A 20,266-nucleotide genomic window follows, 5' to 3' on the forward strand; every position below is an offset into this window, starting at 1 on the left:
CTGATATTTTTTAGCCCGGATGGAAACGGCATCCTTTTTACAAGGCGATTTTTATTCGCCTTGTAAAAAGATATAGTGAACAGCCGGAATAGCTCCTAAAAATTAAACCCAAACGATCCTTTTACCGTAAAACGATTCGTATCCGGTGTGTTGAGATAATTGCCTCGCCACGCAAAATCGATACGGATTACCTTAAAGATATTCCCAATCCCGGCGCTATATTCCCAATACCCTTGTTCGGGCGCATTGTAGGCTAAACCAGAGGCATTAATCGCTCTATTTTCATCTGAAATAGTGCCATAAACCCCTTTTACCGATACAATTTCCCTCCAATTGAGTTTACGCATAAATGGAATTCGGGAAAAAAGCCGCCCATTAAAGTTATGATTCCACTGCAAAGTGGCATATTGATCAGCTAAGAATTCATAAAAATTAAGATTACTGAACGTGTTTTCTAACGTAAAAAAAGTTTGATTTCCTGGAATAACACTCATTAATCCCAAGGGAACAGTTCCAAAAGTTTTTCCCACTTCCATAATAATATTCGTGCGACCTAGTGGTCCAATGATAATTGGCTGTTTGTAGTATAATTGCAATTTATCATATTTAAAATCGCTATCCAATAATCCTTTGAAACCATGACTGTAATTAACAAAAAAGCGACTGTACGGACTGTCGACATTCTCGCGTTCAACTGCAAATCCAATAGTTTTTCTTTTAGGTGTGTATTCGACCTGAAAGTTAACTTCTGATTGTTTCACATCGCTTTTTGTAACAGCATTTGCGATATCGGTGTAATAATCTAAACTAAAAGTTGGCGATGCAGTTTCGAGCGTGCGATAGGAAATTCCGGTTTGGAAAATTAAATTTTTAACCGGCTCTATTTCCACCGCAATATTACTCAGGTTGATGTTCGTCAATTTTCCATTATTTCCTGATGAAAATACAGAAGAAGAGGCAAAGCTTCGTCCCAAAACATCATAGGTAGTCGTCAAACTCGCACCAATTTGCTCAATATCACGTCTGTTGCCTCCGGACAAAATGATTCGTTTTTTCTTATCGACCATCCATTTTCCAGACAATCCGTATTTGAATTTCTCGTCTTTAAAACCATATGCCGTGTAACCTTGTATACGCCAACTGTCGTTTGTACCAAAATACGTTCTTCCTCCTGCTCGCAATCGAACGCCTTCAACTTCGTTATAACCAAAAGTGGAAAAAATAGGACCGTAATCAAAATTTCCAAACTGTAAAAAACCGCTTGCCAATACTTGAACCGTACTATAAATCTGTTTAAACTTCCTTACAGTTTGCAACGTATCGAGCATTTTATACACGCCCAATTCATCTTTAGTCAAATTCTCAAATCGATTTTCATCCCAGTATTCATCGGATTTATTATAGACATCTGCATCCATATAATTGACCTCATCTTTATAAAAAGCAACTGGTTTTTCTATGTTAAACCGATGGTTTCTGTAGTAAGTTGTCCTTTTGCCGTAAACCCCTTTTGATTTTTCTTTTTTGTTTAAAGCAAAATCGGACATCAAATAATCCTTTGTCAATAAAAAAACCGAATCACTAACCACTTCAAATTCTTGCTCAAGGTAAATTTCTTTCACCCAGTTAATATTGGCACTCTTAGTCACAGCCATATTAATTTTCTTGATGGCATAAGTGGTATCGTTAACCCAGAAATCGCCTTTAAAAGTCAATTCGTTCTTGCGTCTTGGATAGAAAACAATATTAAAACACCATTTATCATCAATATAGGCACTGTCTTTCAATACATAATTGTAAACATCAATCCCAGTTTTAGATAACGGACTGGTGAAACTTTTGTCAAAAAAGGTTAAGTAATTATTATAAATATCATAAATGGAATACAAATCTTTCACAAAAGTCAAAATCTGTTGATTTCCGTTAAAACCAGATGTTTTACTGGCTTTTATTTTCTCTTTCAGTTTCTTTAGTTTGTTATCTCCGTAAACATCATTCAAGGATTCGTTGACAAAAATGGGCAGGTACGTCTTACCCGTAATTCTTGAAGTATCCATTTGGTTGAAAATAAATTCCATCCCCTTAAAAAGAGTGCTCTTCATAAAAGCGCTATCAATAGAATTCATGTCAAATTCTATTTTTTCATACTTTTCCATCTGGTATTGATCGTACAAATAAAGTCCATTTTTACGTTTTCTTTCCCAAATTTTTCTCAGAATGTCTAGCGCAGGATTGTCTTTTTTTGATGTTTTCCCCGCAAAAACCACAACTTCGTTTAAGCTTTCGGCTTCACTTAATTGAATTTTAAAATTATAATTTACTGCCTTGTCTAACGTAATTTCTTTTTCAGAAAATCCTACTGACGAAATTATCAAAGTGGTGTACGATTTTTGGGATTCAAGATAGAACCTACCATCCTCATTAGTGACAATTCCTTCACTGGAACCTTTGAAAACTACATTAGCAAAAGGAATCGGCTGATTTTGCTTATCAACCACAACACCGCTTACTTTTGTTTGTGCAAATACAGCATTTGCAGAAACAAACAAAAAAACCAAGAGAAACAAGACATTCTTTTTCATAATCATTCAAAAAAAAACTTCATCAAAGATAATTGATGAAGTTTCAAATATAGTTAATTACAGTATTTGATTATTCGTGGTTTAGCATTCCAATTGTTAAATTTTATCTAAAGACGAATGTATCAAAAACGACTATTTTTTATACAGTACTTTTTTAACCGCTTTTACCACATCCCCAGCATTTGGTAACCATTCTTTTAATAACACAGGAGAATACGGCGCTGGCGTATCTGCTGTTGTGATGCGTTGAATAGGCGCATCCAAGAAATCAAAAGCGCGTTCTTGAACTATGTATGTGATTTCCGAAGCCACACTTGCAAAAGGCCAAGCTTCCTCAAGAACTACTAATCTATTAGTTTTTTTAACCGATGTTAAAATCGTCTCATAATCCATAGGACGTACGGTTCTCAAATCGATAATTTCACAAGAAATACCTTCTTTGGCTAATTCATCAGCAGCAATATGCGCTTCTTTGATGATTTTTCCAAAAGAAACAATTGTTACATCCGTACCTTCACGCTTGATATCCGCAACCCCTAACGGAATTACATATTCACCATCTGGAACCTCCCCTTTATCGCCATACATCTGTTCAGATTCCATGAAAATCACAGGATCGTTATCACGAATAGCCGCTTTCAACAAACCTTTAGCATCATAAACTGTAGATGGAACCACCACTTTAAGACCCGGAGTATTCGCAAACCAGTTTTCTAATGCTTGGGAGTGCGTCGCTCCTAATTGTCCTGCCGAAGCTGTTGGACCACGAAAAACGATTGGTACATTAAATTGTCCACCGGTCATCTGACGCATTTTGGCAGCATTGTTTATAATTTGGTCAATCCCCACTAAACAAAAATTGAACGTCATGTATTCCACAATCGGTCTGCATCCATTCATCGCTGATCCCACTGCAATACCAGTGAAACCAAGCTCTGCGATTGGAGTATCAATGACTCTTTTCTCGCCAAATTCAGCTAGCATACCTTTAGATGCTTTATAAGCACCATTATATTCTGCAACTTCTTCACCCATTAAGTATATGGACTCATCGTGACGCATTTCTTCACTCATCGCTTCGCAAATGGCCTCTCTAAATTGTATCGTTCTCATATTTTTTTATATTTTGTCCTCCTGAGCGCAGTCAAAGGATAATTTTCGCACAGCAAAAATAAATATTTAATATCACTTAAAAGCATAAATTACTCTAAATTAATTCAGGATTTACTGCGATAATTTTGAGGAGCAATTTCCGGCTATCCGCTGTATCTTCCTGTGGTTAAAGAAACCACAGGAAGGATGCCACTGCTATCCGGGCTACGAAATCGATGTAATAAACCTTAATTATTTTAGTATGATAGTTTTACTAGAACTGACAAATGATTATAACCGATTTTAAAAATACAACTACCTTGAATTTAAAATTATAAAAAAATCAAGTTTTTTCTTGCAAGAATTGATTTTTTTTTTTTATTTAGCAAGTATAACCTTAAAACATTATACTATGAAAAAATTATTATTTACAGCAGTTGCGTTAATTGCTTTCTCTGGATTAGCGGTAGCCAATAACGAGTCAAAAACTGTTAGCAACACTGAAAAATTACAATTAACAAGAGAAGAAAACACAAAAACGAAAACTGTAGAAGAAAAAGATGTTTGGTTTTGCTATAAAATCTCTGAATCTACAACAGTTAATGATTTCAATGGTGAAACTACTGTTACCACGACATATAAATGTACATGGTATGATTTGTCTCCATCATTAACACAGGAATAGTAAACTAATCCATAATTTGACAGGGAAAATTCCCTGTCAAATTTCATCAAACCACATCTCATGAAAATCAAACTCGTAATTCTATTTTTTTTAGCAGTACTTATAAATCAATCTTATGGCCAAACTTTAAAAGGTATTCTAACTGAAACGCCATTAAAAGGAATTGGAGACGAAACTGAATTGTCTAAAAAAGCAGCTAAACCCATGACATTCTCTTATGTGTTTTCAGAAAAAAAATCAATTCAAAAATTAATTTCTGTGGAAAAATCTTCAATAGACACAACGTACATTGAAAAATACGGAAAAAAATATGAAACTACGTCCACGGTTAATAGGTCTTCTTCGATCACATATTATAAAAATTTTGATTTAAAAAAATATAAAGTACTTTTCACTCGAAATGAAAAAAACACAAATGTTAAAGAAACTTTACCCTCTTTCGACTGGAAATTAATTAATGAGAACAAAACTATTAACGGCTACACTTGTAAAAAAGCCACAACAATAAACACTGCATTCAACTCCAGTCAATCTATTGTTGCGTGGTACACTGATCAAATCCCTGTAAACGACGGACCAATGCACTATAACGGATTACCGGGATTCATTATTCAAATAGAGATTAATGACAATACAATGCTAACTTTTGACAAATTAGTTTTCAGTAAAGAAAACACACCAATCGAAGAGCCTAACAACAGTGCGCCTGAATTAAGTTTCAGTGACTATTCCAAACAAAGTGCTAAGTAATGATTCCTTTTTATCAAGATATTTCTTCACTTAAAAAGCAGTTTCTATGCTTTTTTTTATTGATTACTGTACCTATATTCTCTCAAAACAGTGTTACCGGCTCAGTCCTGGACAGTTCTAATAAACCAATAAGTCAAGTCAACATACAAATAAAAGATACCGAAAATGATAAAACAATCGCTTTTTCCTTTTCTGACACTTCAGGAAATTTTCGCTTAGAGTTAGACAAGAAAGGTTTATATATCCTAAAAATAAGCTATTTGGGTTTAAAGTCGTTCACAAAGGAAATTGAAATAACAAATAATTTGCTAGACGTAGGGAAAATTACACTCGAAGAAAACAAAATTGATCTGGAAAATGTAATCATTAAAAACGAGGCTTCCGGAATGACTGAAATTGGCGACACACTAAGATACCGAATTGAAAAATTCCTAAATGGAACCGAAGAAACGCTAAAGGATGTCATCAAAAAATTACCCGGCTTAGACATAGACTCTCAAGGCAAAATCAAAGCAAATGGAAAAGAAGTAGACAAACTTTTAATTGATGGAGAGGAATTTTTTATTAATCAACAAAAAATAGCCACTGAAAACATCACTGCTGAAATGGTTAAAAATATTGAGTTAATAAAAAACTATACTGAATTTAAGACTATTAAAAAAGACAATAAATCTGAGATTACTGCATTAAACATCAACATCAAAGAACAATTTAAAAATAAACTTACAGGAAACGTATCCGCGGGAGCTGGCGATAACAAATATAAATTGCACGCCACACTATTCAATTTTAGCAAAAAAACGTTATTTAGTCTGATTAGCGATTCCAATAATACGGGGGAACTTTCCATGAACATTGACGATTATACCAAATTTACAAACCAAAAAGAAAACGGTACCATTGGTGAAACCACATTTTCGAAAAATGATGATTTACCTCGGTTTTTAACTATTGGCAATAATGTAAAAGAACGATCCTCCTATTTCACCGGTTTAAATCTAAAATATTCGCCCAATAAAAAAACGCAGGTCAACTTTTACTCGATTTTTAATAGTGTAGATCAAATTGAACAACAGTCAAATACGCAATTCTACTCCTCCAACTCTGGTGTTTTCTCCAATAAAGACAGCAGATTTAGCAATGAAGAAACCGTTTTTACTAATTCCTCTATAGATATTGCCCACAAACCAAATGAAAAAACATTAATCAGCTATAAAGGGTTCTTTTCGGGCATAAGTAAAACCAATTCAATTGAAATTGACAACAACGCAAACCAATTAAATAACGCGACAGAATTAAAAGACTACTCCTTTAATCATCAATTGAATTTCGCTACACTTTTCGAAAATAACAGAGGCTTTAATTTTTCTTTAAAACAGCAAATTCTCAAAAAATCAAACCTTTTAAATATCGAATCCGACCTTCCTTTTTTAGCTTTAAACTTTGAGAACAATGCTTACAAAATTATTCAGAATAGCGACTTAAATAAGAACAATATAGATGTGAATGCCAATTACATCTTCAATGTAAAAAAAACAGCCAACGCACTTTTCATGGAGTCCTCTTCAAGAAAAGATAATTATAAAAGTGCTGAAGAGCAGTTTTCGCAATTTGAAAATGACGTAGTCACAGAAAACAGCGTTCAAAGTTTTGGATTACAAACTAAATTTAAATTTTCAGCCAAAACGACATTCTCATCTGCTTTATCGTACTCCAGAATTCAATTTAAAATGGACAATTCAACCGATACAAAGTGGTTATTTACACCCAAAATAAGCTTAAAAACAGACTTTAGCTCCAATCATTATATCAAATTTTCTTTTTCCAGAAACAACGGCCTCACACAAGCAGAAAATCTAATACCTAACAGTATTATTAGTGATTACAGAACCATTTACTCAAATGTAAACCTTAGATTAAACAGTGTGTCACCAAACAATCAAGTAGGAATTGATTATTTCTATTTTAACAATAAAAGAAAATTATCCATTATTTCTAATCTTTCATATTATAAGGCAACAAATATCATTTCCAATAACTCCAGTGCCGATGCAGCGGTAAATTTAATTCAATATCAGCTGGCTCCCTTTGAAAATCGCTTTAACTCGATGCTTTATTCAGAGAAAACACTTTCTTTCATTCCCTTTTCAATTAGAGCAAGTGCTTCTTATTCGTCCAGTTCTAAAATTTTATTTTCAAATAACCTCAATCAAAATTTAAAAACAGAATCGACTTCTGGATATCTTTCTTTTATATCAAGATTAAGACAAACCAGTTTACAATTTGAAACCGGAGTGGCAACATCAAAAGACGTATATAAAGATGTCCTTTTTAATAGTCGCATTTCAATAGTAAACCCTTTTGTCGAAACTAGTTTTAAAATTTCCAATACTATCTCATTGGTAAACAAATTCTCTTACAAAAAAATAAGAGCTTCCACTTCGTCCAACGAAATTTATCAGCTCAGTCCAAGACTTCGTGTAAATTTCCCAAAGTCAAAAGTCGAAATAAGCGTAATAGCACATGACATTCTGAACATTAAAAATTACGAACAAATTACACTAACTCGATTCGATAATTTCACAGAAGAAAGAATTTCTCAATCGCTAACAGGGTATTATTTGTTAAATATTAAATTTAAACTGTAAAGTAACGAAAACGTAGTAGTTAGTGAAAATATTATGCATGCATAGTATATTATTCAAATTAATATTTTAAATTTGTAAAAGAAATTATGAATAATAAAATATATAAGTATGAAAATATTAGTTTGCATCAGTCACGTTCCTGATACTACTTCAAAAATTAACTTTGTCAACGGTGATTCTGAATTTGACACTAATGGAGTACAATATGTAATCAATCCTAATGACGAATTTGGTTTAACCCGTGCTATTTGGTTCCAAGAACAACAAGGCGCAACAGTAACTGTAGTAAATGTTGGAGGACCAGAAACCGAACCAACTTTAAGAAAAGCATTGGCAATAGGCGCTAACGAAGCAATTCGTGTAAACGCAATTCCTACTGATGGATTTTTTGTAGCCAAACAACTTGCTGAAGTAATCAAAAACGGAGGGTACGATGTAATTATCGCTGGAAAAGAATCTTTAGATTATAATGGCGGAATGGTTCCTGGAATGATAGCCGGAATTTTAGGCTACAATTTCCTTAATTCTTGCACTAGCCTTACTGTTGATGGAACTAACGTAAAAGCAGTTCGTGAAATTGATGGTGGAAAAGAAACAGTTGCTACTACTTTGCCTTTAATCATTGGTGGACAAAAAGGATTAGTGGAAGAAAAAGACTTGCGTATTCCAAACATGAGAGGAATTATGACTGCAAGAACAAAAGCATTGACAATTCTAGAGCCAGTTGACGCTACTGTAAATACAAAAGCAGTAAAGTTTGAAAAACCAGCTCCTAAGTCAGCGGTGACATTAATTTCTGCTGACAATTTAGATGAATTAATCAATTTATTACACAACGAAGCGAAAGTAATCTAGTAATCAGTTTTCAGTCTCAGTTTTCAGTTCCAAAACTTTAAACTTTAAACTTTAAACTTTAAACAAATCATCATGTCAATATTAATATACGCGGAATACGCAGAAGGAAAATTCAAAAAAGTAGCATTCGAATTGGCTTCTTATGCGAAAAAAGTAGCTGAAACGTTAGGAACAACGGTTACTGCTGTAACGGTAAATGCAGGAGATGTTTCGGAATTATCAAAATATGGAGTAGACAAAGTTTTAAAAGTAAACAATGATAAATTATCAGGATTTACAGCAAAAGCTTACGCTGATGTCATCAAACAAGCCGCAGAAAAAGAAAACGTAAAATTAGTTTTGCTTTCATCTACAACGGATAGTATTTATCTTTCTTCCCTTGTTTCAGTAGCTTTAGAAGCTGGTTATGCATCAAATGTGGTTGGATTACCGGTTTCTACATCACCTTTTCAGGTAAAAAGAACGGCGTTCTCCAACAAAGCATTCAATATTACTGAAATTGCAACAGAAGTAAAAGTGCTTGGACTTGCTAAAAACTCGTATGGAATTTTTGAAACACCTTCAACATTAACGGAGGAAGATTTTAACCCAACCATTGGAGATAATGATTTTGGTGTAAAAGTAGAATCGGTTGAAAAAGTTTCTGGAAAAGTTTCCATTGCTGATGCTGACATTGTAGTTTCGGCTGGTCGTGGATTAAAAGGTCCGGAAAACTGGGGAATGATAGAGGAATTAGCTACAGTTCTTGGAGCTGCAACCGCTTGTTCAAAACCAGTTTCTGATTTAGGATGGAGACCTCACGGAGAACACGTAGGACAAACTGGGAAACCAGTAGCAACAAACCTTTATATTGCAATTGGAATTTCCGGAGCAATACAACACATTGCGGGAATCAACTCTTCTAAAGTGAAAGTGGTCATCAACAGTGATCCCGAAGCACCATTTTTTAAAGTGGCTGACTACGGAATTGTGGGAGATGCATTTGAAATTGTTCCACAATTAATTGAAAAATTCAAAGCTTTCAAAGCTCAGAATTAACAAGGAAAAATAAATCATTACATTATTTAAAATGCTACTTAAATCAAGATATTTGTATCTTTGCTTTTAAGTAGCATTTTTTTTCTCAAAATGCCACTTACTTTTTATTAAAAAAAAGTACGTTGTACTTTTCCATCAAAACAATTATGAGCTTAGTTAAATTATCTATAAAAGGAATTTCATATAGTCAAACTCAAAACGGAGCCTATGCTTTGATCTTGAATGAGGTTGACGGTGAAAGAAAATTACCCATCGTCATTGGCGCCTTTGAAGCCCAATCCATAGCCATTGCCTTGGAAAAAGAAATAAAACCACCACGTCCTTTGACTCATGATTTGTTCAAAAACTTCGCAGAACGTTTTGACATCGTAGTCAAACAAGTCATTATTCATAAATTAGTAGACGGTGTTTTTTATTCAAGTATCATTTGCGAAAGAGATAAAATTGAAGAAATTATTGATGCCAGAACTTCCGATGCGATTGCGCTCGCGTTGCGTTTTAATGCTCCTATTTTTACGTACAAAAATATCTTGGACAAAGCCGGGATTTATTTAAAAGCAAATCCTTTAGATCCAAATAAAGACTCACAAGAAATTGACGATGTACTTTCTAATCCGGACACTTTTGGACGGGAAGAAGAAAGCAACAAATCTGGAGAAACCTATTCGAAACACAGTTTGCAGGAATTAAATGAACTACTTGATCAGGCCGTTTCCCATGAAGATTATGAGAAAGCCGCAAAAATTAGAGATGAAATTTCGAAGAGAGAATCGTAAATCGTTACTACGGTTATTAGTCAATTTAATTGCAACTAATTAAAAATCACCGAATCCACCAAAAATGAAGCAATATTTAGATTTAGTGCAACACGTTATGGAAAACGGTTGTCAAAAAGGAGACCGTACCGGAACAGGAACAAAAAGTGTCTTTGGATACCAAATGCGTTTCGACTTGAACGAAGGTTTCCCAATGGTTACCACAAAAAAATTGCACTTAAAATCTATTATTTATGAACTGCTTTGGTTTTTAAAAGGCGATACCAATATCAAATACCTTAAGGAAAACGGTGTTAAGATCTGGGATGCTTGGGCTGACACCAATGGAGATTTAGGACCCGTTTATGGCCATCAGTGGCGCAACTGGAACAGTGAAGAGATTGATCAAATATCAGATTTGATAAAAGAACTAAAGACCAATCCTAACAGCCGCAGAATGTTGGTTTCGGCATGGAATCCTTCGGTTCTTCCTGACACAACAAAATCATTTGACGAAAATGTGACCAACAATAAAGCGGCTTTACCTCCATGTCATGCCTTCTTTCAGTTTTACGTGTCTGATGGTAAATTATCCTGTCAATTGTACCAGAGAAGTGCTGACATCTTCTTAGGCGTTCCTTTTAACATCGCCTCTTATGCCTTACTTACTATGATGATCGCTCAGGTTTGCGACTTGCAACCGGGTGAATTCATTCACACTTTTGGTGATGCACACATTTACAATAATCATTTTGAACAACTTGATTTGCAATTGTCCCGTGAACCTAAACCATTACCAAAAATGATTTTGAATCCCAATATAAAAGACATCTTCGCATTCGATTTTGAAGACTTCACACTGGAAGGTTATGACCCACACCCTCCAATAAAAGGCAGTGTTGCAGTATAATATAACAAATAAAACGGTGTTTTAGTTAAACTACTAAAACACCGTTTTCATTTCCTGCAAAGGCATTCCATTTAAAAGAATCGGCTTCAGGATCATTAACAAAGGCACCATCAATTAGGTATTTAAATTCATAAGCAGCATCTTTATCTAAATCAAAAACTCCTTTAAAAGTTCCGTTTTTTAATTTACTAAGAACACCTTCAGTTTCATTCCAATTGTTAAAATCGCCAATAACGGAAGCTTGATTTGCCCCTTCTGCTTTTACTGAAAAAGTAACTTTACAAACGGGCTTTGTTTTTACAAATTGTTTTTTAATCGACATAACTATTTCATTTATAGGTTTCTGAAACAAAGTAAATAAAACATATTGAAGTTACAATAGCCCGCAAGAAGATTTAATGGAATACCTTAAACTATGTTAATTTATAAATAATTTAAGAATTTAAAGGGATTTAGATTGCAATTCAAAAATCAGAAAACGTTTTCTTCCAAAATAATACAGAGCCAAAATAGCGACTTTCCAAAATAAATTTTATCTTTATCAACTAAAATAAGATCGATGGAAAAAGAAGTACACGAACAATACGAATATGCTAGAAGAAGAATAAAACAAAAAAAACGACTGTATTTTCATTTTGTCGTTTTCGTTTTAGGAAGTTTATTGCTATTTCTTGGACACAACTTCCTGAACAGCACCGTAGTTTCTGATTGGTATCTTTGGATAATTACATTCTGGTTGTTCTTGTTTATACTGCATTTTATCAAAATTTTCATCACTGATCGATTTATGAATAAAGACTGGGAAAGAGAACAAATAGATCGCCTTGTCGCTTTACAGAAAAAGAAAGTAGAACAATTACAGATTCAGATCGAAAACGACGAACCTAATAATAGTACAAAACTATGATTATAATGATTGCGGCAGCTGCCGAGAATAACGCATTAGGGAAAGATAATAAAATAGTCTGGCATCTGCCAAACGATTATAAAAGATTTAGACTACTCACATCTGGCCATTATATCATCATGGGACGCAGGACGTTTGAAAGCCTCCAAAAACCATTACCAGACCGAACGCATATTATTATCACGAGACAAAAAGACTACCAAGCCCCAGGCTGCATAGTTGTCGATAGTATTGAAAAAGCACTGAGCGCCTGTCCTCAAGACCAAGATTCATTTATTATAGGAGGTGGCGAAATTTACACGATAGGACTTCCTTATGCTGATAAAATAGAACTTACAAGAGTCCATGCAAGTTTTGAAGCTGATGCTTTTTTCCCTGAAATTATTGATACAGAATGGAAACTTGAAGCCTCCGAGTTTAATAAAAAAGACGACAAGCATAAGTATGAATATACCTACCTCACTTTCATTAGAAAATAAAATAAAAAACATCCTTTTTACGGGATGTTTTTTTTTAACCATTGATTTAAAGAAATGACCTAGTCTTGGAAGAGTATTTGATAACATAAAATAAATATTACAAACACTAATAATACTCCAGAAATGGAGATTATAATATTTGATGTTTTTTGAGAATACATCTCAAAAAAGCCTTTAATACCAAATACCACGAAGGTACTAAAGACGAAAAAAATTAAAATTTCCAAAAACAAATTTAATCCTAAGAACGTATGTTGCGCTTTAAATACAATACTGCTTTGTAAAACAGTACTTTCAAAACAGCTTACAAGAACAAATGAGATAAGTAGCGCTAAAAATATCCATTTGATTTGGCTCATCGACTCTTTTTTAATCATATAATATGGTTACTTTCTTGAACACCAAAATTGATTAATAAAAACTAGAGTTACAATACCCACTTTTAGTGATATTTCGATAAAAACCATTTTTTTTTAATTTGCCAACTAAAGCTCCATAAAACCTGAAAAAAGAGTCAAAAGAAAACTTAATTCTAATTTTTGAAACTCATTTTAAGTTCATCAAGTTTATCTTATATTTGTACAAACAAAAAAAAATGTCCGAAAAGATAACTCCCTATAAAGATTCTGCCTTAGGCAAAAAAGAACAAGTTGCTCAAATGTTTGACACTATTTCTGGAAATTATGACAATTTAAATCGTGTCATATCTTTTGGAATAGACCTAAAATGGAGAAAAAAAGTATTGCAAATGGTCTCTAAATCCAATCCAAAAATAATTTTGGATATTGCAACCGGAACGGGAGATTTAGCTATATTAATGGCACAAACTAAAGCTGAAAGAATAATTGGTTTAGATATTTCTGCTGGAATGCTGGACGTAGGCAGGAAAAAAATTGATCAAAAAAAGCTATCTTCTACTATTGAAATGGTTCTTGGCGACTCCGAAAACATGTCTTTTGAAGACAACTACTTTGATGCCATCACAGTTGCTTTTGGTGTTCGTAATTTTGAAACATTAGAGAAAGGATTAGCAGAGATCTTGAGGGTATTAAAACCAAATGGTGTTTTTGTGATTCTAGAAACTTCAGTACCCGATAAAACTCCTTATAAACAAGGGTACAAATTTTATAGCAAAAACATCTTACCTATAATTGGAAAATTATTCTCTAAGGATGATGTTGCTTACGGATATTTATCAGAATCTGCGGCTGCTTTTCCTTATGGTGAGGCTTTAAACAATATTTTAAGAAAAATTGGGTTTATAGATGTTGTGGCGTTACCTCAAACTTTTGGTGTAGCTACTATATATTCCGCAACAAAAAAATAATACTGAAGATTTTAGCATAAACATGAGAAAAATATTTGCCTTACTCTTTTTTGTCTGTATTCTAAATGGATATGCTCAAAGGTCTAAAAACATCTTTAGTAGAGATCCAATTATTAATTTGGAGAATTTTCAAAAAAAAAGAGTTTATTATGGTTTTTATTTGGGATTCAATTCTTATGATTTTAAGATCGACTATAAAACAGAATCGCCTGATATTTTGGTCACAAAAACAACCGGTTTTAATGTAGGAATTATAGGTGATTTAAAACTACAGGAATACATTAACTTGCGATTTGAACCTGGATTGTACTATACCAAAAGAGATTTAAATTATCCGAATTTTGCCAATAGTGGAGATGCGTTACGAGAGGTTAACAGCACGTACATCAATTTCCCCTTATTACTGAAACTCTCCTCGCTTAGAACTGGAAATATTCGTCCTTACCTATTGGGAGGACTGTCTGCTACTTTAAATTTATCCAGCAATGCAAAAATAATGGATGATAATTTGCAGCAACGTTTTCGTGTAAAATCATGGACAACTAACTACGAGTTGGGTTTTGGAATTGATCTTTTTTCAGAGTACTTTATATTTTCACCGTCAATAAGAGGTGTTTTGGGTATCAATGATGAATTAATTCGCGACAACGATCCTAACAGCCCATGGACAGGAAACATCGAGTCATTAAAAACTAGAGCAATATTTATAAACTTTTCTTTCCACTAGAAAGTCAATTCTAGTAGATTAGCAAAGCATTCGTTTTATCGAAATTAACTAAGCGCGACGAAATTCACTTAGGACAATAGCCGTTGCGGTTGCTACATTCAAACTTTCTGTTTTTTGCAGATCCCCAAAACGAGGTATGGTAAGGCGATTTTGAACCAATTTTTCAAGTGAAGCAGAAATTCCATTGGCTTCATTACCCATAATTATGATTCCTTGCTCTGGCAAGACCGACTTATAAATATTGGTTCCATCCATAAAAGTTCCAAAAATTGGCATTGTAGTCTGCGTCAAAAAAGCATCTAAATTAATATAATTCACATTGACTCGAGCGATAGAGCCCATAGTGGCCTGAACCACTTTTGGATTAAATAAGTCTACTGTTTCAGTTGAACATAAAACCTGCTGAATACCAAACCAGTCACACAAGCGTAATATAGTTCCTAAATTTCCAGGATCCCTAATCGAGTCAAGCGCTACGATTAAACCAGTTTGCATTATTGGTTTTTCCGAAGGCATTTTAAAAAGAGCCAAACAAGAATTAGGTGTTGCCAACGCACTTATTTTTCTCAAATCATTTTCAGTAATAATCGTTTTTTTTTCTTTAAAAACTTGACCAAAATCATTTTGAGTAGTGTACAAATGTTCCAACTCAAAATTAGAATCCAACAGCTCCTGAATTCCTTTTACACCTTCGGCAAAAAATAATTTATTGGCAATCCTATATTTTTTTTGCTGCAAACTCGTTATAAGCTTTATTTGGTTTTTACTAACCATAAAATAATGTACTTTTGAATTAAATATTTTAGAACACTTGAAAAAAATTTATACAAAAATAACTGCATTTATCGTAATTGCAATACTAATTTGTGCATGTAACGCCGTAAAAAGAGTTCCGGAAGGAAAACTACTGCTTACAAAAAACGAAATTACAGTAAATGACAAAACAATTAAAGATGAAAATGTTTTTAATCAACTGTACCAGAAACCTAATAGCACTTTACTGGGATATCGCTTGCGTTTAAATCTTTATAATCTTGCCAATCTGAATCCTGATTCAACCTATAAAGCTAAGTTTACAAATAATCCTGAAAAATTTAAAAGGAAATCAAAATGGTTGTCAGAGAAGCAGGTCAACCGCCTAGGCAAATCATTTTGGTACCACGGAATTCACGATTTTTTGAGAAGAACCGGCGAACCCCCTATTATTATAGACAAGGAAAGAGCAGACAAATCAATACTGCGTTTGAAATACTACTATTTCAACAATGGTTTTTTTAATGTACAAGCTGCTTACGCCATAGATACTTTGAAGCTTAAAAAGGCGAAGATCAAATATGCCATAACTTCCGGAAATGCTTTTTTTATAGATTCCTTAAGAGCCACTATTGCAACCCCGGTTTTAGATTCTTTGTATCAAATAAATAAATTTAACACCTTTGTAAAATCAGGTAATCAATATAAAACTGAAGATTTTGACAACGAAAAAAATCGCATCACCACAAATTTCAGAAATAATGGCGTTTACAACTTTCAGCCAAATTATGTAACTTTTGATATTGATACTATAAAAAAAGTGAATCAGGCAAATATCACTTTGATGATCGCTAATTACTCTTATCAAGACGGCGATTCTACTAAAACAACCCCTTTTAAAATATACAAAATTAGCGATGTAAACATATACACTGATTATTCTCCAAGCTTAAACACCTTGAATATTAAAGATAGCACCACTTATAAAAACTTCAATTTGTACAGTCAGGAAAAGTTAAAATACAAACCAAAAGCTATTACTAATGCTATTTTTATCACCAAGGGTGGATTGTATGCAGACAATAAAACCGTTTTAACAACGCGCTATTTGAATAATCTTAAAATTTTCAATTATCCGTCCATACAATACGAAGTTGACAAAAGAGATACTACCGCGCAGTCATTAATTGCCAAAGTATATTTGACTCCAAGAAAAAAATACAGTTTTGGAACTACGCTGGACGTAACACATTCTAACATTCAGGATTTTGGTGTTGGACTAAGTGTATCGGAGACGATTCGCAATGTATTTAATGGCGCTGAAACTTTAGAAATTGCAGCGCGTGGCAACATTGGCGCTTCGAAAGATTTGGCAAATCCAAAAAATAACTTCTTCAATGTTTCAGAATATGGTTTGGATTTAAAACTAAATATTCCAAGAATTTTTATGCCCTTTAATACCGATAAAATCATTGCAAAGAGTATGATTCCCTCGACTCTGATAACCGTTGGTTTCGCAAAACAAAGAAATATAGGATTAGACAAAGAGAATTTTACAGGAGCACTTTCCTATAATTGGACTCCAAAAATAAATCATACGGCACGATTTGATCTTTTTAATACTCAGTTTGTACGAAATTTAAATCCGACAAATTATTTTAATGTTTACGGCTCATCGTATAATGCTTTGAATGAAATAAGCAAAGCATACAATACAAATACTACTTATTACAACAATGCCATCGATAAAGATTTGCTAATTGAGCAAGGCACGCGTGGTTTTACAAATGATGTTCTGACAGGTAATGCAACTTTTCTAAAACCATTAGAAGCTGCTGATGTCGAGTCCGTAAAAAGCATTGAAGAACGAAGACTGCGACTAACAGAAAATGACTTCATTCTAGCCACTAGTTTTACTTTTTCAAAAACAACCAAAAAAGATTTAACAGACAATAATTTTTACCTTTTCAAAACCAAAATAGAATCTGCAGGAACAATTTTATCTGCTTTTGCAAAAACCACAAATCAAAAGAAAAACGTTAATGGCAATTATGAAATATTCAATTTAGAGTATTCAGAATATGTGAAAACGGAATTTGACTACATCAAGCATTGGGATTTATCGAAAGAAAAAATTCTAGCCTTCAGATCCTTTTTTGGAATTGCCATTCCGTTTGGAAATTCTAATTATATTCCGTTCTCCAGAAGTTACTTCTCCGGGGGATCTAATGACAATCGCGCATGGCAACCCTACGGTTTAGGCCCAGGCAGCAGCGGTGCTTTAGATGATTTTAATGAAGCGAATATGAAAATAGCTATTAGTGGAGAATTCCGCTTTAAACTTTTAGGAAGTTTAAAAGGGGCTATTTTTGCTGATGCTGGAAACATCTGGAGCGTGCTGGATAATGTAGTAGATGAGAAGTCCACCTTTACGAGCTTCAGTGACTTGAAAGATATGGCATTGGGAACCGGATTTGGAATTCGGTATGATTTGAGCTTTTTTGTAATTCGTTTTGATTTAGGATTTAAAACGTACAATCCAGCTAATGAAACTAACAAAAGATGGTTTAGAGAATACAACTTTTCTAACTCCGTTTTAAATTTTGGAATAAATTATCCATTCTAATGCTAATTAATTCTTATTTTTGCAAAACTAAAAACTAAAAGAAATAACTAAAAAAAGTACAATGGCACACAACATAAAACCAGGCGTAGCTACAGGAGATCAGGTTCAAGAAATTTTTAATTATGCTAAAGAGAAAGGATTTGCACTTCCGGCGGTAAACGTTACGGGATCAAATACTATCAATGGAGTTCTTGAAACTGCAGCAAAATTAAACGCACCAGTGATCATTCAATTTTCTAATGGAGGAGCACAATTTAACGCTGGAAAAGGACTTTCGAATGCAGGTGAAAAAGCAGCAATCGCTGGTGGAATTGCTGGAGCATTGCACATTCATACTTTGGCGGAAGCTTACGGAGCAACCGTAATCTTGCATACTGACCATTGTGCAAAAAAATTATTACCGTGGATTGACGGATTATTAGATGCATCAGAAGCACACTTTGCTAAAACTGGAAAGCCGCTTTATTCTTCTCACATGATTGATTTATCTGAGGAGCCAATTGAAGAAAACATCGAAATCTGTAAGGGATATTTAGCTCGAATGAGCAAGATGGGAATGACATTGGAAATTGAACTTGGAATTACAGGTGGTGAGGAAGATGGCGTTGACAATTCTGATGTTGATAGTTCAAAATTATACACACAACCAGAAGAAGTTGCTTATGCATACGAAGAACTTTCTAAAATAAGCCCTCGATTTACAATAGCTGCTGCTTTTGGAAACGTACACGGTGTTTACAAACCTGGAAATGTAAAATTGACTCCAAAAATATTGAAGAATTCTCAAGATTTTGTACAAAACAAATTCAATACAGAACCTAATCCAGTAGATTTTGTTTTCCATGGTGGTTCTGGTTCTACTTTAGAAGAAATTAGAGAAGGAATTAGTTATGGTGTTATAAAAATGAACATCGATACTGATTTGCAATTTGCATTCACGGAGGGTATTCGTGACTATATGGTGAAAAATATTGACTATTTGAAGACTCAAATTGGAAATCCAGAAAGTGCTGATGCTCCAAACAAAAAACATTACGATCCGAGAAAATGGTTGCGTGAAAGCGAAATCACTTTCAATACAAGACTGGAGCAAGCTTTTGCTGACTTGAACAACGTGAATACATTATAATAAAAAGTTTAAAGTTTCAGGTTTAAGGTTTAAAAACTTTAAACCTGAAACAACAAAAACAATAAATATGGCTTGGTTTAAAAGAAAAGAAAAAGGGATTACCACTGCTACTGAAGACAAAATGGACATTCCAAAAGGACTTTGGTACAAATCACCTACTGGAAAAATTATTGATGCCGACGAACTCGCGCGAAACTTATTTGTAAGTCCCGAAGATGGTTTTCACGTTAGAATAGGAAGTGCTGAATATTTCCAAATTTTATTTGACAATAATGAATTTGTTGAATTGGATAAAAACATGACTTCTAAAGATCCGTTGCATTTTGTTGACACCAAGAAATATGCAGATCGTTTAAAAGACGTTATGGAGAAGACCAAACTGAAGGATGCCGTGCGCACTGGAGTTGGAAAATCCAAAGGAAAAGACGTGGTAATTTGCTGTATGGATTTCGCCTTCATTGGTGGATCCATGGGTGCTGTTGTAGGAGAAAAAATTGCACGTGGAATTGATCATGCTATTAAAAACAACTTGCCTTTTATAATGATTTCTAAATCAGGTGGAGCTCGAATGATGGAAGCGGCATACTCGTTAATGCAATTAGCCAAAACATCTGTAAAACTGGCTCAACTTGCTGAAGCTAAACTTCCTTACATTTCACTGTGTACAGACCCAACCACGGGAGGAACTACCGCTTCCTACGCAATGTTAGGAGACATTAACATCTCTGAACCAGGTGCATTAATAGGATTTGCAGGACCAAGAGTAGTACGAGACACCACCGGTAAGGATTTACCAGAAGGTTTTCAAACTGCTGAGTTTTTACTTGAACATGGTTTTTTAGACTTTATAACACCACGAAAAGAATTGAAAGATAAGATTAACTTATACATCGACTTGATTCAAAACAACGTTATTCGATAAATGAAAATCCCGAGCAATCGGGATTTTTTGGTTAAAACAAATAGGCTATAAATAAAAACGACTTTCAAATAAATTTGAAAG

The 20,266-nt window shown here is 33.9% G+C and carries 18 protein-coding genes; 14 read left to right on the forward strand and 4 right to left on the reverse strand.

Annotated features, from left to right (window positions below; all coding sequences use genetic code 11):
• Positions 1-95: 95 nt before the first annotated feature.
• Together BLS90_RS04105 and BLS90_RS04110 are read right to left on the reverse strand one after the other, a co-directional pair.
• A complete protein-coding gene (locus tag BLS90_RS04105) occupies positions 96-2,582 on the reverse strand; it encodes a DUF5686 and carboxypeptidase-like regulatory domain-containing protein (protein ID WP_091255583.1) in 2,487 nt (828 codons plus the stop codon).
• A 132-nt stretch (positions 2,583-2,714) separates the two neighbouring features.
• Positions 2,715-3,695 (reverse strand): pyruvate dehydrogenase complex E1 component subunit beta, encoded by a 981-nt coding sequence (locus BLS90_RS04110; RefSeq protein WP_091255586.1) that lies wholly within the window; start codon positions 3,693-3,695, stop codon positions 2,715-2,717.
• A 391-nt stretch (positions 3,696-4,086) separates the two neighbouring features.
• Here BLS90_RS04110 and BLS90_RS04115 point away from each other — a divergent pair, with 391 nt between their 5' ends.
• The 7 genes from BLS90_RS04115 (at position 4,087) to BLS90_RS04145 (ending at position 11,315) form a co-directional block, all read left to right on the forward strand.
• Positions 4,087-4,359 (forward strand): hypothetical protein, encoded by a 273-nt coding sequence (locus BLS90_RS04115; RefSeq protein ID WP_139171386.1) that lies wholly within the window; start codon positions 4,087-4,089, stop codon positions 4,357-4,359.
• A 60-nt stretch (positions 4,360-4,419) separates the two neighbouring features.
• Positions 4,420-5,109: a GLPGLI family protein gene (locus BLS90_RS04120; protein ID WP_091255591.1), complete on the forward strand. Its 690-nt coding sequence runs from the start codon at positions 4,420-4,422 to the stop codon at positions 5,107-5,109.
• The gene (locus BLS90_RS04125) at positions 5,109-7,757 is read left to right on the forward strand and encodes a carboxypeptidase-like regulatory domain-containing protein (RefSeq protein WP_091255594.1); all 2,649 of its coding nucleotides are present in this window, start codon (positions 5,109-5,111) and stop codon (positions 7,755-7,757) included. Before BLS90_RS04120 ends, BLS90_RS04125 begins: the two co-directional genes overlap by 1 nt.
• 108 nt (positions 7,758-7,865) lie before the next feature.
• Positions 7,866-8,612, forward strand: coding sequence for an electron transfer flavoprotein subunit beta/FixA family protein (locus BLS90_RS04130; protein ID WP_091255597.1), 747 nt, complete (start codon positions 7,866-7,868; stop codon positions 8,610-8,612).
• A 72-nt stretch (positions 8,613-8,684) separates the two neighbouring features.
• Positions 8,685-9,650, forward strand: coding sequence for an electron transfer flavoprotein subunit alpha/FixB family protein (locus BLS90_RS04135; protein ID WP_091255599.1), 966 nt, complete (start codon positions 8,685-8,687; stop codon positions 9,648-9,650).
• Positions 9,651-9,796: 146 nt separating this feature from the next.
• A complete protein-coding gene (locus BLS90_RS04140) occupies positions 9,797-10,426 on the forward strand; it encodes a bifunctional nuclease family protein (RefSeq protein WP_091255602.1) in 630 nt (209 codons plus the stop codon).
• A 64-nt stretch (positions 10,427-10,490) separates the two neighbouring features.
• On the forward strand, positions 10,491-11,315 hold the full coding sequence (locus BLS90_RS04145) for a thymidylate synthase (RefSeq protein WP_091255604.1): 825 nt from the start codon (positions 10,491-10,493) through the stop codon (positions 11,313-11,315).
• 25 nt (positions 11,316-11,340) lie between these two features.
• On the opposite strand, the gene BLS90_RS04150 is transcribed toward BLS90_RS04145, so the two are convergent.
• A complete protein-coding gene (locus tag BLS90_RS04150; RefSeq protein ID WP_091255606.1) occupies positions 11,341-11,637 on the reverse strand; it encodes an isoamylase early set domain-containing protein in 297 nt (98 codons plus the stop codon).
• 237 nt (positions 11,638-11,874) lie between these two features.
• Here BLS90_RS04150 and BLS90_RS04155 point away from each other — a divergent pair, with 237 nt between their 5' ends.
• The 4 genes from BLS90_RS04155 (at position 11,875) to porT (ending at position 14,755) form a co-directional block, all read left to right on the forward strand.
• Complete coding sequence (locus BLS90_RS04155; RefSeq protein ID WP_066083002.1) at positions 11,875-12,222, forward strand: 2TM domain-containing protein; 348 nt, start codon at positions 11,875-11,877, stop codon at positions 12,220-12,222.
• Positions 12,219-12,701 carry a dihydrofolate reductase gene (locus BLS90_RS04160; protein ID WP_091255608.1) on the forward strand — a complete coding sequence of 161 codons (483 nt, stop codon included), beginning with the start codon at positions 12,219-12,221 and terminating at the stop codon, positions 12,699-12,701. The genes BLS90_RS04155 and BLS90_RS04160 overlap by 4 nt, the downstream gene beginning before the upstream one ends.
• Positions 12,702-13,296: 595 nt before the next feature.
• Positions 13,297-14,028 (forward strand): bifunctional demethylmenaquinone methyltransferase/2-methoxy-6-polyprenyl-1,4-benzoquinol methylase UbiE, encoded by a 732-nt coding sequence (gene ubiE, locus BLS90_RS04170; RefSeq protein WP_073352754.1) that lies wholly within the window; start codon positions 13,297-13,299, stop codon positions 14,026-14,028.
• A gap of 22 nt (positions 14,029-14,050) precedes the next feature.
• The gene (porT, locus tag BLS90_RS04175; RefSeq protein ID WP_175455431.1) at positions 14,051-14,755 is read left to right on the forward strand and encodes a type IX secretion/gliding motility protein PorT/SprT; all 705 of its coding nucleotides are present in this window, start codon (positions 14,051-14,053) and stop codon (positions 14,753-14,755) included.
• A 48-nt stretch (positions 14,756-14,803) separates the two neighbouring features.
• Here porT and BLS90_RS04180 read toward each other — a convergent pair whose 3' ends face one another.
• Positions 14,804-15,529, reverse strand: coding sequence for an RNA methyltransferase (locus tag BLS90_RS04180; RefSeq protein WP_091255610.1), 726 nt, complete (start codon positions 15,527-15,529; stop codon positions 14,804-14,806).
• Between the two features lie 37 nt (positions 15,530-15,566).
• Between BLS90_RS04180 and tamL the strand changes: the two genes are divergently transcribed.
• The 3 genes from tamL (at position 15,567) to accD (ending at position 20,185) form a co-directional block, all read left to right on the forward strand.
• The gene (gene tamL / locus BLS90_RS04185) at positions 15,567-18,134 is read left to right on the forward strand and encodes a translocation and assembly module lipoprotein TamL (protein ID WP_091255611.1); all 2,568 of its coding nucleotides are present in this window, start codon (positions 15,567-15,569) and stop codon (positions 18,132-18,134) included.
• 61 nt (positions 18,135-18,195) lie between these two features.
• A complete protein-coding gene (fbaA, locus tag BLS90_RS04190) occupies positions 18,196-19,263 on the forward strand; it encodes a class II fructose-bisphosphate aldolase (protein ID WP_091255612.1) in 1,068 nt (355 codons plus the stop codon).
• A 67-nt stretch (positions 19,264-19,330) separates the two neighbouring features.
• Complete coding sequence (gene accD / locus BLS90_RS04195; RefSeq protein WP_091255613.1) at positions 19,331-20,185, forward strand: acetyl-CoA carboxylase, carboxyltransferase subunit beta; 855 nt, start codon at positions 19,331-19,333, stop codon at positions 20,183-20,185.
• Positions 20,186-20,266 lie beyond the last annotated feature (81 nt).

Source organism: Flavobacterium omnivorum (genome assembly GCF_900099915.1).
In the GTDB taxonomy this organism is placed as follows: Bacteria; Bacteroidota; Bacteroidia; order Flavobacteriales; family Flavobacteriaceae; genus Flavobacterium; species Flavobacterium omnivorum.

Bases quoted from the DNA above. Each gene is read 5' to 3' on its own strand.
- BLS90_RS04105 (WP_091255583.1), bottom strand. From the start codon at position 2,582: ATGAAAAAGAATGTCTTGTTTCTCTTGGTTTTTTTGTTTGTTTCTGCA.
- BLS90_RS04110 (WP_091255586.1), bottom strand. From the start codon at position 3,695: ATGAGAACGATACAATTTAGAGAGGCCATTTGCGAAGCGATGAGTGAA.
- BLS90_RS04115 (WP_139171386.1), top strand. From the start codon at position 4,087: ATGAAAAAATTATTATTTACAGCAGTTGCGTTAATTGCTTTCTCTGGA.
- BLS90_RS04120 (WP_091255591.1), top strand. From the start codon at position 4,420: ATGAAAATCAAACTCGTAATTCTATTTTTTTTAGCAGTACTTATAAAT.
- BLS90_RS04125 (WP_091255594.1), top strand. From the start codon at position 5,109: ATGATTCCTTTTTATCAAGATATTTCTTCACTTAAAAAGCAGTTTCTA.
- BLS90_RS04130 (WP_091255597.1), top strand. From the start codon at position 7,866: ATGAAAATATTAGTTTGCATCAGTCACGTTCCTGATACTACTTCAAAA.
- BLS90_RS04135 (WP_091255599.1), top strand. From the start codon at position 8,685: ATGTCAATATTAATATACGCGGAATACGCAGAAGGAAAATTCAAAAAA.
- BLS90_RS04140 (WP_091255602.1), top strand. From the start codon at position 9,797: ATGAGCTTAGTTAAATTATCTATAAAAGGAATTTCATATAGTCAAACT.
- BLS90_RS04145 (WP_091255604.1), top strand. From the start codon at position 10,491: ATGAAGCAATATTTAGATTTAGTGCAACACGTTATGGAAAACGGTTGT.
- BLS90_RS04150 (WP_091255606.1), bottom strand. From the start codon at position 11,637: ATGTCGATTAAAAAACAATTTGTAAAAACAAAGCCCGTTTGTAAAGTT.
- BLS90_RS04155 (WP_066083002.1), top strand. From the start codon at position 11,875: ATGGAAAAAGAAGTACACGAACAATACGAATATGCTAGAAGAAGAATA.
- BLS90_RS04160 (WP_091255608.1), top strand. From the start codon at position 12,219: ATGATTATAATGATTGCGGCAGCTGCCGAGAATAACGCATTAGGGAAA.
- ubiE (WP_073352754.1), top strand. From the start codon at position 13,297: ATGTCCGAAAAGATAACTCCCTATAAAGATTCTGCCTTAGGCAAAAAA.
- porT (WP_175455431.1), top strand. From the start codon at position 14,051: ATGAGAAAAATATTTGCCTTACTCTTTTTTGTCTGTATTCTAAATGGA.
- BLS90_RS04180 (WP_091255610.1), bottom strand. From the start codon at position 15,529: ATGGTTAGTAAAAACCAAATAAAGCTTATAACGAGTTTGCAGCAAAAA.
- fbaA (WP_091255612.1), top strand. From the start codon at position 18,196: ATGGCACACAACATAAAACCAGGCGTAGCTACAGGAGATCAGGTTCAA.
- accD (WP_091255613.1), top strand. From the start codon at position 19,331: ATGGCTTGGTTTAAAAGAAAAGAAAAAGGGATTACCACTGCTACTGAA.